The sequence below is a fragment of the Salinispira pacifica genome (genome assembly GCF_000507245.1).
GTDB classification, from domain to species: domain Bacteria; phylum Spirochaetota; class Spirochaetia; order DSM-27196; family Salinispiraceae; genus Salinispira; species Salinispira pacifica.
Map to the genome: position 1 here is coordinate 2291545 of NC_023035.1, position 15220 is coordinate 2306764.

The following is a 15220-nucleotide window of genomic DNA, read 5'->3' on the forward strand; positions in this document are numbered from 1 at the left end:
GAATTCAGGCGAAAGGACCGATGCGGAACAGAAACTCCGAATCGTGTCTTCCGTCGAAATGGCGTTCTTTGGTGAAAAATTCCGTTTCAGCAATTTCGCATTTTCGCCGTCGGGCGATGGATGCGAACAGTTTTCTCGATGCGCCGTTATCCCTGGTGATTGTAGTTTCGATAAACCGTACACCCGAGCATAGCGGCCGGGAAAGAATATGGTCGATCATTCGTGAAGCCATCCCCATGCCTCGGGCATCTTCATGCACAGCAACCTGCCAGACAAACAGCGTATCTTCCCTGCCGGGAATCAGGTATGCGCTGAGACTGCCGAGCAGTCTGTTGTCCGATTCGGCCACCGCGGATGTTCCGGCAAAATGACTGCACTGAAGGAGATTGGCATACATGGAGTTCTGATCCAGGGGCGGAGACGCCGCCACAAGGTCATACACTCTGCTTCCATCTGTTGCCTCAGGCATACGAACGACTACTGATGATTCTTCCATTTACCCCCCATATATCGGGGCCTAATATATAGTATCCTAAATAATAATTCAAGTGGGAAAACCTACATAGATGTAGATAAACCGGTTTATTTTTCATGACACAGAATTCAACAGGGTGTTTTATTGACTTTTTTTAGGTATTTTCAGCATATATTGAAGGTTGTGTTGAAAGTTTTATTTCAATACTCTTTCAATAGACATTTGTACACGAATATTTTTTATATACCCGTTCAGGTATTTCGTTTGTTCTCTATGGATATTATCAGCACATGGCACCGGGAAGCGGAAGTAAATACTTTTTGGGCAATAGCTTACAGGATCAGTGAGGTTTCCGTGGAGCGATAGGGTCTGCGGGGCGGCATCTCTACTCCACCTGCAGATCAATTACGGTAACATCGTCCCAGAACCGCCGCTGTTCCCGGGTATTTTTTACCCCGTCGATAAACAGGTTCACCCAGTCCTCCCCTTTGTGGTCGGGTATGAGCTTGATCAGACTTTGAGAGTTATGGGCAACCCCGGAATTGCTGTCTTTGAGAAGACCGTCCGTGTGCATGATAATTCTGTCACCTGGCTTCAGGCCGATGAGACGCTCCCGGTAGGTAATTCCGGGCTTGTAACCCAGGCCCGGTGATGTGAGATGCTCGGAGTGAATTTCTCCTTCACTGATATGAAAAAACGGAAGATGCCCCGCATTGGCATAATGGAGCGTGGAAGCATTGATGTCAAACACCAGAACCTGTAGGGCTACCAGCAGATCCGGGAGCTCAAGATTCTTCTCATACAACTGATTATTTATTTCGCTTAGGTAATGGTCGGGACTTGATAACAGTGCGGGTTTATTCTTGTGAATTCTATCAGCTATCTGTTTCAGCCTGGCAGCAAAATATGTGCCCTTCACCCCCTGAGCAGATACATCCGCCAGCGCAACCAGAAATTTGTCATTCTTCAGACGGCGAATCCAGTACATGTCCCCACCGCAGCGGGTGGAATCCATAGGCAGGTAAGTCAACGATGCAAGAACGGGAATATCTTCATCAACGCTGTTCTCCAGAAGGATATTTTGAATCCGCTTGGTCCATAGTATTTCTTCTTCCAGATAGCTGCGGTACTCCCGGTTTTGCTTCTTGATATTATACAGGGTAATGGCCCGGGCGATTTCGGCTTTCAGTGAAGAATTGTCCCAGGGTTTTTGGATGAAGGCGGATATCCCCGCCCGAATGCTGTGACTGATTTCCTGAACATCAGAATACCCGGACAGAAGCATGGTAACCACTTCGGGATAGCGGTCAGCAACCATTTGCACCAGGGTTGAGCCGGACATTCCGGGCATTTTCAGATCGCTGAGGAGAATCGCCGTGTTGGAATTCGAGGCAAGCAGTTCCAGGGCCTCTTCACCACCGGAACAGGCATGAAAGTTCCAGCCCTGACGGTTCAGCCAGGACTCCAGTTCCCGCCTCAGGGCTTTTCTGATCTGCTCTTCATCATCGACGCATACAAGGCTTGGCTGTTGGTTCATACTGATATTCTCATGCCTGAATCTGTGAAAAGCAACATTCCTGATAAGAAAATATCGAAAAAGGCTTCTTTTTACACGTTCTGAATTGACATCCGGGGAAACATGGAGTACTGTTTATTTGATACGCATCGTAGGTATCAGGATATTGATTGTACTTATGTCATTATGACCCCCTGTTGTTCCTTATGTGATAACACGGCCATACATGAACAAGCAGCATATCATGTGGTCCTATCGCAGTATTAATACTTTTTAAGGAGCAATTTTATGGAACAAGGTACCGTAAAATGGTTTAACGAAACCAAGGGTTTCGGATTTATCAGCAGAGAAGGCGGAAATGACATTTTCGTACATCACACTGGAATTGTAGCAGACGGCTTTCGGACTCTTCGTGAGGGCGCAACCGTTGAGTTTCAGGTAGAAGAAAGCGAAAAGGGCCCCCGGGCCGTTTCCGTACGGGAACTCTAAAACCGCAATTTCGGTCTAAACCATCGAATATGCAGCCGTTCGAATCTTATGATTCGAACGGCTTTTTTTATGCAGAGCATGAATTACAGAAAGACAGACAGAAAGACAGACAGATAGGTAGACAGAGCCGCCTCAGATTCTTATCTTCCGGAGCTTCCTGCTGCGCCTTTGGAAAGAAGAGATTCAACCCTGTTAATGAGCATTTCACCGCCGAATGCAAGTGCAATGGTGACAATGGTTCCCGAAAGCACCAGGGCAGAGTTCTGAAGAGTCAATCCGCTGATGATGATGGTGCCCAGACCGCCGGCGCCGATCACCGCACCTATTGCCGCAGTCCCCAGATTCAATATAAAAGCATGGCGGATGCCTGTGAAAATTAACGGCAGAGCCTGGGGCATTTCCACAATAAAAAGACGCTGGGATTCATTCATCCCCATGCCCCTGGCCGCATCGAGAATTCCCGGGCGAATACTCTGAAACCCCACTATTGTGTTGCCGACCACCGGGAAAAGGGAATACAGAAACAGAGCAAGCATTGTGGGCTCCCATCCGAAACCCAGGAAGGGAAAGGCAAGAATAATTACTGCCGACGGAGGAAAGGTCTGGATAAACCCGTTAATCCGCTTCAGCATGGTCTGAAAATCTTTCCCGCCTCGCCGTGTAACCGTCACCCCCAGGATCACCCCTGCGCCCACCGACAGCAGAGTCGCTCCCGCCGTTAATCCCATATGGATGAGGGTCATTCGCGCCAGACTCACTCTGCTGTGGAGAAACTGGTTTTCCCCGGGATACAGCAGTGAGAGCACAGCTTCCTGAAAGCCGGGTAAGAGAATGTACACCGCCGTCAGGATTATAAAACCCGCCCGGAGTAAATTTCCCCGCAACGCCCAGGATCCAAGTCCTGCTTGTTTTCCCGCTGATCCTTTTATCATTGCAGACTCACTTCCTGTATATGCTCATAACGCAGTTCAGCTCTGAGGGTGAGATCATCATCCACCACCGGAACCGCAGGGAGGCCCAGACTCAGAATGCGGGACATGCACTCTTTCAGGGAGGAATACTCCCGTACCGTCTGATTCCCCGGTTCAATGCTGCGCCTGATCTCTTTGCCCCGAACCATTGCCCGTACTCCCACCGGAATGCCGGCGCCATCGGTTTCCCATACGCAGCGGCCTTCGGGAAGGGGGGCGGCCCCCTCCGGAGAGTACAGCGGCTGCGAAAGCTGGTCGGCGGTGAACAGAGTAAGACGTTTGAGAGCTCTGTCAGGCCCCAAAAACTGTTCCACAAATTCATCTGCCGGCTCAGCCAGAATTGCCTCGGGATGATCCGCCTGAACAATTTCGCCATCTTTCATGATCACCAGATAGTCGGCCAGCCGCACCGCTTCTTCAAGATCATGGGTGACAAAAATCACGGTTTTTTTCAGCTTCCTCTGAATGCGGATGAATTCATCCTGGAGGGTTTCCCGGTTCAGGGGGTCAACCGCACCGAAGGGTTCATCCATGAGAAGCACATGGGGATCGGCGCCCAGAGCACGGGCGACCCCCACCCTCTGCCCTTCACCCCCGGACAGCTGACTGGGAAACTTTTCCATATACTCGCCGGGATCAAGTTTGACCAGCTGCAGCAGTTCACTGCTTCGCTCCCGGCGACGGGCCTTGTCCCAGCCCAGAAGATGGGGGACCAGACTCACGTTTTCCCAAACCGTGAGATGGGGGATCAGTCCCACCGACTGGATGGCGTACCCCATGTTTCTTCGCAGTTCAACAATATCATCCAGAGACGTATCAAGTCCCGGATACGTGATGCTGCCCCGTGACACGGGAACCAGCCCGTTAATGCTGCGGAGGGTTGTTGATTTTCCGCAGCCGCTGGGCCCGATGAGAACCGTTACCCGGTTTCTGGGTATCTTCAGATTTACCTGTTTCAGCGCTTCCTTGCTGCCGTAATGAACTCCCACATCGGTCATTTCAATAGCAGACTTGGTATTGAGTATGGATTGTCTGAACTGTTCAATGTTAATCATTGGGATTCTCCCGTTTGTGCGGAGTACTGGTTTTGTAAAGCCTTGGGTGTGAGCAGCCGTATGAGAACCGTGAGCAGCTGGTCAGCCACCAGGGTAATAGCGATAATCAGGAACATCCCCAGGAGCACCATATCCGATGAGGCCTGCCCCAGCCCCTCGAATACAAATACACCCAGACCGCCGCCGCCGACAAGCTTCGCCAGAGTTGCATTGCCCAGAGTCTGGATCAGGGCTACTCTGATTCCGTGAAGAATTACCGGAATTCCCAAAGGAAGGCGCACCATACCCCAGAGCTGGATGGTATTCATCCCCATCCCTCTGGCCGCATCAATCACCTTGCCGTCCACCTCGGAAAGGGCCGTATAACTGTAGCGGAGAACCGGATACAGCGCGTACATGCTCAGTGCGATGATCGCCGGCGTATTTCCGATCCCCCGCAGCCCCATCTGCCTGAGCAGCGGCATAGCCCTGGATAATGCCGCCAGAGGGGCGATCATCAACCCGAAGAGAGCAATACTGGGGATGGTCTGGAGTACATTCAGCACAGGAAAAACCGCATTTCGGATCCGCCGGTACTGATAGGAGATAAAGGCTCCGGGCACACCGATAACTACGGCTATTCCCACACTGGAGAGGGTGATACTGATATGATTCCCGATTTCTTTCAGCAGCCGCCGCTGCTGGTTGGACGCTTCCCTGATAATGCCCAGGGAGTCCAGCGCCGAGCTGGTGTACAGCAGCACTGAGGTGATGAGAAACACCCCCAGGGCGATCCAGGCCCCGCCTTTGGGCGGACGGTCTGAGAGCAGGGGAACAATTCCCGCAAGAATAAACAGGTAAAATCCGAACCCCATTCCCACCCGGCCGAACTCCCCGAGAAACTCTTCATATGCTCCGGGAATTCCCGAGAGAACCCAAAACGCCGTCAGAATGCTCAATCCGGGCAACAGCGCCGGGATAATTCTCAGCCACAGCGCTTCCCGGGAGAATCTTCCGGATCTTCGCAAAAGGATGGCCAGTATGAGCAGCACCGGCGGCAGCATGAGCAGCAGAACACCGCCCGGTCCGGTACGGGAAAGCAGATCTCCGGCCCAGAGGGGAACGCTCCCGGCCACACGGTTCTCACGGATATCCGCAAAGGGGAAAATAAAACTGACGGTGAAAATTATCACCGCCAGTATTGAATACTTGTGTTGCTGTCTATCCCGGACATTCATTATGGGTCCGGATCAGAGAAAGCCGTTGCTGTTCAGATAATCTTCCGCTACCGTACGGGGATCCTCTCCGTTCACGGCAATCCGCGCATTCAAACTCTGAAGGGTTTTCAGATCAAGACTGGCAAACACCGGCTCGAGAATATCCGCAATTTCCGGATACATCTCCAGCACTTCCTCTCTCACAATGGGTGCAGGTTCATACACCGGCTGCACGCCACGGGTATCTTCCATTACCACCAGTCCAAGTGCAGCAAGCTGGCCGTCGGTACCGTAGGCCATGGCCGCATTCACACCTTCGGTGCCTTCTGCGGCAGCCTGTTCGGTGAGTGCGGTATTGCCGCTGGAAAACACCAGAAGCTGCTCTTCTCCCAGGGAGAAGCCGTAGCCTTCTTCAAAACTCGGCAGTGCGGCTTCGCTGGATATGAATTCCTCGCTTCCGGCAATTTTGAATTCCCCGCCGTTGTTGATATATGCGGCAAGATCCTCAAGAGTCTGGAGATTTTCCGCCTCCGCAAGATCCTCACGGAGAGCGATGGCCCAGGTGTTATTGGCCGGAGCCGGCTGGAGCCATACAATGGAGTTGGCATCGTAGTCCAGTTTCTTCACCGTTTCGTACGCACTGTCCGGATTTTTCCATACATCCGCTTCCGTCTCACCGCTGAAAAGGTAAAACCCATTGCCGGTGTATTCCGGATATATATCCAACTCGCCTGTTGTGATTCCTTCCCGAACCACAGGAGTGGAACCGGTCTGGGTCCTGTCGTTCACCTGAAAGCCGTTGTCCTCCAAAAGGGCAACGATCATATTTCCCAGAAGAGCACCCTCGGTGTCGATTTTCGATCCAACTGTAACCGGTCCCTTCAACTCCTCATCTTCAGCATTGCCGCCGGCAAACAGCACGGCTGCAGCATTGAACATGAGCAGCAAAACAAGAGCAGAAACAGAAATGAGCCTGAAAGAACGTCGCATAATACCTCCTTGCTGAACGCACATATGGTGCATATGAGCGATGCGGTCTGATATATACCGCAGCGAACCCCGCTTCGGGGTACATATTTAGAGTACTATGCTCAGGATAAAAGTAAAGAGAAAAACCGGAAATTAGTTCTCATTCATATATTGCACTCCCCGTCTGGTGAGGTACAATATAATATATGACCAGAAACTCATTCGTACCGAAACTCAGCATTGTATTGTTGGCAGTACTTCTGGGCGGGATTCTCCCCCTTCATGCACAGATGGATCTTCTTCCCTTTATTTTCCGGGATATACCCCCGGAACTTGAGCAGGGCATCCCCGTAACCATGACCTACGATGAATTCCGCTCTCTGAACCGGAATATCGATTTCTTCACCGTGGGAATGAGTCTGATTGCCCCGGGCTACGGCTTTTTCAGTGTGGACCGGCCATATGCAGGAGCCGCAGTAGCCGGAGGCAGGGCCGCCGGGTACGGGCTTATGGCGGCAGGAGTAATCCGGCAGTGGCAGGATTTCCGGGATGTGTGGAACGGACAGGATTTAAGTGCAGAGGAATGGGACAGCCTGAAGGTGAACGCATTTCTTTTCGGCAGCGGGGCATTCCTCAATATGGTCCTATGGGGTGTTGATGTGCTGGGTGCATATCATGTGGCCCTTGAAGAAAAAAACTGGGTGATTTATCACCATGGACTCAAGGTGGAGCATGAGAGCAGAGGCGAAGATGAAATTGAACAGCTGAGAAGCTACTTTGTTCAGGATGATCCTGCGGTGCGGGAATATCTCCGGGGACGACTTCACAGAATTGCCATGAGTTCCAGTTGGGGAGATTTTCCCCGGGAAGATCTTCAGGAAGCCCTCTATTATCACGGGGTGATGGAGTACGGAAGGGGCAGAAGCGAACGGGCGGTGCTTCAGCTTCTCAGCGCATATACCGTAGAGGGAACTCAGTGGCAGCAGAAAGTCGGATCTCTTGTGGTGGATATATTATCATCCCGCCAGGCCCTTGCCTGGGAGGATGACCGTGAACTTCTCTGGGAAGAGCTGGGACGTGCCGGGGAAAGCGGGTACGGGTATCCGGACCTGGTCACCCTGCTGCCGGAACTGCAGCACGAAGGACTGAGGTCCGAGCTGTTTCTTATGGCAAACCGGTACCTGGGAAGCGGGGAAAAGCCGCTGCAGGGGGATCTGGTGCTGTTTTCCATGGCCCGGGCATGGGCGGGACAGGGTGATATACAAAATGCCGCCACCGCCTACGCCAAACTGATCAGGTTTTATCCCGAAAGCCCCATGGCAGAGGAAGCCGGAAAACGGGCCAGAGCATTATACACGGCGCTGGGAGACAGTCAGGCAGCCGAGGCATTGGAGTAAGGAGGCAGTTCCGGTCGGTCCGGCAGGGCCGGCTGCTCTGTACTCATGTGTATACAGTCCCGCGGGCAATTAGACACGTAGGTCCTTGTGCACTGCAGCCCGCACCCTTGCTCACGGGTCTTTCAGGAAGCATCAGATTTCCCTGTGCATATGGAAGCGGGTTATAATAAACACCGTGAACAGCACAGCCAGGGAGACGAACAGATACAGCGGTATGCTCTCCAGCCCCAAATTTCCGGCCACCAGGCCGGCGATCCATGGCATAATCGCTCCGCCGAAGCCCGCAGCCGCTATCTGCATCCCGATGGTGTTCGCCTCAAACCGCCGCCCCACCCGCTTTCTGGTATCCGAAACCAGACCGGGAAAAATGGGTGCTATGGCAAACCCGGTAATGCCGATCCCCGCTACACTCAGAGCCGGGGAAATGTTCAGCCACAGCAGGAGAACCCCCATCCCCGCCAGAAGAATGGAGAAAACCAGCAGCAGGGCCGTACTGAGCTTCCGGGCATACACTCCGCCCAGGATCCGCCCCAGGGTGAACATGGCCCAGTAGCTTCCGGTAATAAACCCGGCAACTGCCGGGTCAACTGCCCTGGACTCGGTAAGAAGAGAGTAGCTCCACAAACCAAGCCCCAGCTCCACTCCCGTGTAAATAAAAAACATGAGCATGCTCAACAGGGACGGGAGGTTTCTCAGAGTTTCAAGACTCCCTGCTTCGCCGTCAGTATGCCCGTGGGAGGTGCTGCCGCCCGGATGGCTGATTTCCGTTCCCATGGGTTCATCCCCCCGGCCCGAGCCGGACTCAACGTCCCGGGCTGCCAGCTCCCCAAGACCTCCGTGTTCGTCCGCCGCAAGAAGCCGACTCTCCCCTGTGGCGGACGGGTTCTCCCGGGTTTCGCCGTTTTGAACCCCGCGGGATATTTCAGAGCCGGGAACAGCAGGGGTACGGGACCATGCCCGTCTGCTGAGAAAAAATCCCAGGGCAAGAATCAGCTGGGCGATGCCCACAATGGCATAGCCGCCTCTCCAGCTGCCTTCGGTTCCTCCGGCTGCTTCAATGGTCATGGTCATGATCACCGGCCCGAGGGTCACTCCGATTCCGAAGCTGGCATGAAGCCACTGCATCAGATGTTCGCCGTAGTTTTTTGCAATGTAGGTGTTGAGACCCGCATCTATTGCACCGGCTCCCAGTCCACCCAGCACGGCGGCGGCGGCAAACAGAATCCAGACCGGAAGCAGCGAGTACAGAATCAGAGAGACTGCAGTGGCCCCGCAGCTGAGACTCAACAGCATACCCACCCCGAGGCGGCGCATCAGCGGACCGCTGAAAAAGCTTGAAAGCATGTAACCGGCGGTTCCCGAAACCAGGATCAAACCAATGGCATCCAGCGGGAGCCCGAAGCTTTCACGGATACCCGGCCAGGCTACGCCGTGAAGGCCGTCGGGCATTCCAAGAGATATAAACGCAATATACGATAAAAGGATGATCATGGGCACAGCATAGCCCAGAGCAGGTGATCTGTACAGTTGATGGAACGGCCCGGAAGCAGTCCTGGAATTGACGGAAGCAGCCCTGGAATTGACGGAAAAAGACGATTGAATCGACGGGAACAGGCTATTGAATCGCCTGGAACAGGCCGGAGTTGCCATTGATCAAATTCAATCGTATTCTATACGTATGAAACAAAGCCACGGCATTCGGGAAGATGATTATTATCTGCATCTTCCCCTGATCAATGATTTCAGCGCCGGTCTGGAAGAGGGCATCAGGCCCGTTCCCCAGGACTGGTACATCGCCATCACAGACATTGTGGATTCAACCAAAGCAATTGAAGCGGGGAAGTACAAGCAGGTAAATGTATCGGGAGCTCTTCCCATCATCGCACTGGCACGAATGTATGACAGTCTGAAACGTCCCTTCGTCTTTGGAGGAGACGGCATGACCTTCCTCATTGACGGAAACCACTACGAAGAAGCACGGTCCATACTTTCCAGAACCATCCGGGATGTCCAGGTTTTTTTCGGCCTTCATCTGCGGGCGGCACTTATCCCCATGTCAGAAATTTACCGCAGGGGCGGAAGTCTGGCGCTGAGCAAGCACCAGGTAAGCGAACACTATACCCAGGCATTTTTCCACGGCAGCGGAATACGGATGGCCGAAGATATGCTTAAATCTCCCGGTGAGGATGATGCGGCCTTTATTATAGAAGCAGCTGATGACACCCGCAGTGTGAATTATAAGGGTTTTACCTGCCGTTGGGCGGATATTCCCGGAAGCAGCGATGTGACCGCCGCACTGATTGTTGAGGGCAGAAACGGCATGCCCGCGGCAGAAGTAATACGACTCATTGAATCCGTTCTGGGCGACAGCAGCAGTTACCACCCCCTGAAGATGGAAAACATGAACATGGGGGGATCACGCAGCGACTGGAGTCTCACCCCGCTGGTTATGAGCCGGGGGCGGAAATCACCCGCCTACTTTTTCAGGGCGGCTGTTGCATGGGTTGAAATTCAGCTGGCGAAAATCGCTATGGCACTGAAGCTCCCTTTAAAGCAGGATATTTACCAGATGAACAGGCTACGGGAGCAGAATATTGCCAACAGTGATTTCCGCAAGTATGAGGGAGCATTGAAGATGATCTTCTCCGCCGACGAATCCGCAGTAGATGCCCTTGAACAGGCTCTGGACAAGGAGGTCCAGGCGGGTCGTATCTTTTACGGGGTTCATCGCAGCAAAGAGGCCCATATGACCTGTATTGCAACCCTGGAAAGCGGGGATGACGTACATTTCATCGATGCAACCGGCGGCGGGTACGCTCTTGCGGCGGCTGCCCTGAAGGAACAAAAAGCCCGGACATGAATCGGGCCTGCAGGGAGATTATTCCCTGTCAGGCTGTTTTCAACTCTGCAGTTTTTACCTATGCTTGAGCAATGAAAATTCTTCACACTGCCGATTGGCATCTCGGCAAAATTCTCCATGACCATTCCCTTCTGGAACATCAGGAAGCCATTCTCAAGAAGATTCTGGACCTCGGGAGCGACGGCAGCTACGATGCGATGATTATCGCAGGGGATATTTATGACCGCAGCATCCCCCCCGGGGAAGCAATGGCTCTGATGAGCCGTTTCCTCCGGGATTTCCGACGGCGCTGCGCCACACCCGTATTGATTATCGCCGGAAATCATGACAGCCGCTCCAGACTCGCCTATCTTGCAGAACTTCTGGAAGACAAGGATATTCATATCAGAAGCAGCGATGCAGATATTCATGTGCCGGTGATAATCGGAAACGCACATTTCTGGCTCATTCCGTTCCTGGATCCGGATATTTCTCCTGCGGACGAAGACGGGCTCAACGCCCATGAAAGACCTTTGCAACGGGCCGTAGAAAGAATCCAAGCTGTGATGGATCGGTCAAAACTCAATATTGCTGTCGCCCACTGTTTCACAACAGGGGGTGAGAGCTCCGATTCTGAGAGGGTTTTTGTGGGCGGAAGCGGGGAGGTTTCTGCGGAGCTGTTTCACATGTTCGATTATACAGCCCTGGGTCATCTGCATCGCAGTCAGTTCCCCGGCCCCGGGATAGCCTATTCCGGATCTCCCCTGAAGTATTCCTTCTCCGAATCCGACGATGCCAAGTGTGTTCTCAGCGCCGATGTGGAGAAAGCGGGAGTGAACATCAGTCCCATCGCCCTTACTCCCCCCAGGGATTTACGCCGGCTCACCGGCAGCCTGAAGGATCTTCTGGAAAATCCCGAGTTCAAGGATGCGGAAAACGATTACGTGGAAATAGAACTGGACTACATTCCCCCGGGGCTGAATCCCCTGGAACATTTGAGACAGCGCTTTCCCCATCTTTTCAGTATCAGAAAAGCACTGCCTTCGTCCATGCATTCCCCGGGGCCCGGCGGGGAAGTCCCGGGTGATACGGCGGACGGCCTGACCGGCGGGGAATCTGAACTGCGGGGGAGGGATATCCAGTCGGACTTTGCATCCTTTTACTCCAGGCTTCATCCCGACTCTCCGGAAATCCCGGCGGGAAAGCTGGAAATTTTTCACAGCGAGCTTCAAGCCCTTCGAAATGAAAAGGGGGATGAATGAAACCTCTGAAACTTCAGATTGAGAACTTCGGCCCTATGCAGGAAAACACCAGGTGGACTTCAGCCGGCTGGAAGAGATATTCCTCATTTCCGGAAAAACCGGCAGCGGGAAGACCACCATTTTCGATGCAATGGTGTACGCACTCTATGACCAGCCCCTGGGCACACGACAGCAGGGGGATTTGATGTCCCATTACCTGGGCAGTACCGGAACCATGCGGGTGGTGCTGGAATTTCAGGTTGCCTCCCAACGGTTTCGGGTGGAGCGGAGTATCACCCGACGGGAGAAACGGGGGGGTGGACTTACCACAGACCAGAAGCACGGCCTGTGGCTGCTGTCCGACGGAGAAGATCCTGCCCCGGTGGACGGAACCAGAAACCGGAGCGATCTGAACAGCTTCATAGCCAATCTGCTTCATCTGAGCAGAGATGAGTTTTCAAGAATCATCATTCTTCCCCAGGGAGAGTTCATGCGCTTTCTGGAACAGAACGCATCGGAACGACAGCAGACCCTGAGAGCACTGTTTCCCGTGGAGGAACATGAGCAGCTAACCGCCCGACTGCAGCAGAAAAAGCGGGATCTGAAAAATGAAATCCGCAGGATCCAGGAAAGAACTGCGGAAATTTCTCCCGGGGAAAACAGAGATTCCCTGGGGAAAGAGGAGACCGCCCTTGGGCAACAGGTATCCGCTCTGAGCGAAGGTATCGATAATCTTCAGACCAAGCGGGACGGGCTGATAGCCAGGGTAAGCCGGGAAGAATCGGATCTTGCCTCTTTTCAACAGCTGGAAGAACTTCAAGCTCAACACCGGGAGCTTACCGATACACTTCCGGCTATCCGGGAACAGGAGGGAACGCTTGAGCGCAGCCAGGCTGCTGCCAAGGCCGCCCCATATGTTGCCCAGCTTCAGCGCAGCAGAACTTCACTGGCTGATGCAGAACGTCAGCTGGAGGAACACCGGGAGCACGGCAAAGAACTGAAAGAGCTTCTGATCAATTCTGAAAAGGCCGTATCCCGGCTGGATCAGCTCAACGCCCGACGGGATAGCCTCACAGCAGAGATCGGCACCTTGGAGCCCCTGAAGGAGAAGCTGAAGAAACTTGAGGAACTCAAGGCCGAAGCAGAGCAGCTGGCCGGGCAGATCGAAAATGCAGAGGAGCAGGAAAAAAACCTCAACCTTCGAAGCAGTAAGCTTGCAGAAGAAAAAGCCGGGCTGGAAAGGAAGCTTGAAGAACTTCAACCTGACCATGAACATGAGAATGCCCTGGCAGAAGAAATTCGGGAACTTGAAACGGCTGAAACAGGACAACGGCAGCTTGAGCAGCTTCAGCAGGAGATCGGGCAGCACACAGAGAGGTTAAGGCATAGCGGAAATGCGGAGACTCTTCTTCTGGATCAAAAACAGCGCCTGGAAAACCTGAGACGAAACCTCTACTCCTCTCTGCTGGCTTCAGAGCTTACAGACAATACCGCCTGTCCGGTATGCGGTTCCACCCATCATCCCCACCCTGCAGATCAAAACACGGAACAACGGCAGGGAATTGAGACGGAAATCCGGGATATTGAAGAGCAGATTGCCGCAGCCAGGGATGAGCGCACCCAGCTTGAAGCCCGTCTGGAAGGACTCGGCCGTCAGCATCAGCAAACTCTTTCGGGAATCCCTGAACGCCTGCGCTCACTGCCTCCGGAGGAAGTTCAACAGAAATTGGGTGCTGCAAAGCAGAAGGGTGAAGATCTGAAGGAGCGCAGCAGAACCCGACGGGAGATCAGCGAAAAGATCTCCGCAGTATCATCCGAATCTGAACACATCCATACAGAGCTGGCTGAAATATGGAAGAGCAAAAGCGGGCTGCTTGCACAACGGGGGGGCTCAAAGGCAGCATCTCCGCTCTTGAAGGCGAAAGCAGGGATTTCAGCCTGGCCGGATTGGAAAAACATCTGGATAAACTTCACGGAGAACGGAACGATTTGGAGAAGGAGATTACCGATATCCGCAGGGAACGGGAAGATCTTCTCCGGCGGGAATCCGAAAATACCCGGGGATTGGAACACTGGCAAAAAGAAACAGAGGAACGCAGGAAAAACTTTCTGTCAGATGAACGGGAACTTGAAAACATGCGGGTTTCACTGGGCTTCGCATCCCTGGAAGATCTTTCCCGGGCTCTGCGGGATGAAGATGAAATGGAACATATGAAAACCCGCATTGAAAACTTCCGCAGTACCCTCAGCTCCCTGGATGCAAAAATCTCCCAGCTGCAGGAAAAGCTGGGGGATCAGGAGGTGCCGGACATCGATGCCACCCGGAAACGACTGGATGAGATCACCGGTGAGCTGAATGAACTGAAGGAAAAGCGGGAACAGGCCATGGAGAAGCGGCAGAAAATCCGGCAGAATCTTGATGAGCTTTCGGAACTGGAATCCCGGCTGGAACGTCTCGGCTCGGAAAATCGTGATCTGGTGGAACTTGCAGACGAACTCAATGGTGACAATGAATATAGGATCCCGTTTCAGAATTTCATTCTGGAGCATTATCTTAATCAGGTGGTGTTTTACGCAAACCTGCGGTTAAGCCACCTCTCAGAAGGCAGATATCTGCTCATGCTGGACAGAGACGTACAGGACCGCAGAAGTCAGGCGGGTCTCAATATCCGGGTAGAAGATTATTTTACCGGTGAATCCCGGGGGGTAAAAACCTTATCCGGAGGGGAGAAATTTCTGGCCTCCCTGGCACTGGCCATGGGGCTTGCAGACAGCATCCAAGAACGATCAGGTCAGCTGCGGATGGACGCCCTGTTCCTGGACGAAGGCTTCGGAACCCTGGATGATGAGACCCTGAATCGATCCATCGATATACTGGATGAAATCCGGAGTCACCGCATGGTGGGAATCATTTCCCATGTGGAAGAATTGAAACGGAGAATTCCCTGTCAGATCCGGGTGGAAAAAGGGATTGCAGGCTCCAGAATCAATGTTGTAGGATAGGCCGCTCCGGGTTGAGAATAAGCCGCTCCGGCGTGCACCCACCCGGGCTCTGCATTGGAGCGGCAGCTG

The 15220-nt window shown here is 53.2% G+C and carries 12 protein-coding genes and 1 pseudogene; 6 read left to right on the plus strand and 7 right to left on the minus strand.

Annotation, left to right across the window (positions count from 1 at the left end; translation table 11 throughout):
- Positions 1–4 precede the first annotated feature (4 nt).
- Positions 5–469, minus strand: a complete 465-nt coding sequence (ectA, locus tag L21SP2_RS10135) for a diaminobutyrate acetyltransferase (protein ID WP_024268412.1) — start codon at positions 467–469, stop codon at positions 5–7.
- A 391-nt stretch (positions 470–860) separates the two neighbouring features.
- Entirely contained in the window at positions 861–2012 is a 1152-nt protein-coding gene (locus L21SP2_RS10140) for a PP2C family protein-serine/threonine phosphatase (RefSeq protein WP_024268413.1), read from the minus strand.
- A 267-nt stretch (positions 2013–2279) separates the two neighbouring features.
- Here L21SP2_RS10140 and L21SP2_RS10145 point away from each other — a divergent pair, with 267 nt between their 5' ends.
- Positions 2280–2480: a cold-shock protein gene (locus L21SP2_RS10145; protein ID WP_024268414.1), complete on the plus strand. Its 201-nt coding sequence runs from the start codon at positions 2280–2282 to the stop codon at positions 2478–2480.
- 140 nt (positions 2481–2620) lie between these two features.
- Here the strand turns inward: L21SP2_RS10145 and L21SP2_RS10150 are convergent, their stop codons facing one another.
- The 4 genes from L21SP2_RS10150 to osmF are packed head-to-tail and all read right to left on the minus strand — an operon-like array spanning position 2621 to position 6692.
- Entirely contained in the window at positions 2621–3412 is a 792-nt protein-coding gene (locus tag L21SP2_RS10150) for an ABC transporter permease (protein ID WP_024268415.1), read from the minus strand.
- Complete coding sequence (locus L21SP2_RS10155; protein WP_024268416.1) at positions 3409–4506, minus strand: ABC transporter ATP-binding protein; 1098 nt, start codon at positions 4504–4506, stop codon at positions 3409–3411. The genes L21SP2_RS10150 and L21SP2_RS10155 overlap by 4 nt, the downstream gene beginning before the upstream one ends.
- Positions 4503–5723 (minus strand): ABC transporter permease, encoded by a 1221-nt coding sequence (locus L21SP2_RS10160; RefSeq protein WP_024268417.1) that lies wholly within the window; start codon positions 5721–5723, stop codon positions 4503–4505. Before L21SP2_RS10160 ends, L21SP2_RS10155 begins: the two co-directional genes overlap by 4 nt.
- A 12-nt stretch (positions 5724–5735) precedes the next feature.
- Complete coding sequence (gene osmF, locus L21SP2_RS10165) at positions 5736–6692, minus strand: glycine betaine ABC transporter substrate-binding protein OsmF (protein WP_024268418.1); 957 nt, start codon at positions 6690–6692, stop codon at positions 5736–5738.
- 185 nt (positions 6693–6877) lie between these two features.
- Between osmF and L21SP2_RS10170 the strand changes: the two genes are divergently transcribed.
- Positions 6878–8068, plus strand: a complete 1191-nt coding sequence (locus tag L21SP2_RS10170; protein WP_024268419.1) for a tetratricopeptide repeat protein — start codon at positions 6878–6880, stop codon at positions 8066–8068.
- Positions 8069–8200: 132 nt separating this feature from the next.
- On the opposite strand, the gene L21SP2_RS10175 is transcribed toward L21SP2_RS10170, so the two are convergent.
- Positions 8201–9559 carry an MFS transporter gene (locus tag L21SP2_RS10175; protein ID WP_024268420.1) on the minus strand — a complete coding sequence of 453 codons (1359 nt, stop codon included), beginning with the start codon at positions 9557–9559 and terminating at the stop codon, positions 8201–8203.
- A 187-nt stretch (positions 9560–9746) separates the two neighbouring features.
- On the opposite strand from L21SP2_RS10175, the gene L21SP2_RS10180 reads away from it, so the two are divergent.
- The 4 genes and pseudogenes from L21SP2_RS10180 to L21SP2_RS10195 all read left to right on the plus strand — a co-directional run bounded on the left by L21SP2_RS10180 (position 9747) and on the right by L21SP2_RS10195 (position 15151).
- Positions 9747–10928, plus strand: coding sequence for a DUF3095 domain-containing protein (locus tag L21SP2_RS10180; RefSeq protein ID WP_024268422.1), 1182 nt, complete (start codon positions 9747–9749; stop codon positions 10926–10928).
- A gap of 71 nt (positions 10929–10999) precedes the next feature.
- A complete protein-coding gene (locus L21SP2_RS10185) occupies positions 11000–12169 on the plus strand; it encodes an exonuclease SbcCD subunit D (protein WP_024268423.1) in 1170 nt (389 codons plus the stop codon).
- Positions 12170–12209: 40 nt separating this feature from the next.
- Positions 12210–14363 (plus strand): annotated as a pseudogene (locus L21SP2_RS10190) (AAA family ATPase); the annotation flags it as partial.
- Complete coding sequence (locus L21SP2_RS10195; RefSeq protein ID WP_041401485.1) at positions 14285–15151, plus strand: SbcC/MukB-like Walker B domain-containing protein; 867 nt, start codon at positions 14285–14287, stop codon at positions 15149–15151. The pseudogene L21SP2_RS10190 and the gene L21SP2_RS10195, both read left to right, overlap by 79 nt.
- Positions 15152–15220 lie beyond the last annotated feature (69 nt).